The sequence below is a fragment of the Paenalicyclobacillus cellulosilyticus genome (assembly GCF_014647315.1).
Classification (GTDB): Bacteria; Bacillota; Bacilli; order Alicyclobacillales; family Alicyclobacillaceae; genus Alicyclobacillus_J; species Alicyclobacillus_J cellulosilyticus.
The window spans coordinates 341-591 of record NZ_BMOY01000147.1; the positions used below are offsets into that span (position 1 = coordinate 341).

1 pseudogene is annotated in these 251 nt (G+C 39.4%); it reads right to left on the minus strand.

Annotation, left to right across the window (positions count from 1 at the left end):
- Positions 1–251 (minus strand): annotated as a pseudogene (gene proA, locus IEX97_RS13830) (glutamate-5-semialdehyde dehydrogenase); the annotation flags it as partial.

A 251-nucleotide genomic window follows, 5' to 3' on the forward strand; every position in this document is an offset into this window, starting at 1 on the left:
CAAGCAGCACGTGTGTAGCCTCTCGCTCTGGAGGAAGTAAATAGACTATGCTTGGATCAATTAAATGGGTTTCTAAAACGTCTGTGATAAGGTGAGCTAAACATCGATTGCTATGTATTGCTTCTTTACCGCCTTTTAAAATACAGGCATTTCCTGTTTTAAAACATAGACTAAACACATCAATCGTTACATTGGGTCGCGATTCATAAATTACAGCAATAACGCCTAAAGGAACGGAAACTTGCTGAAGC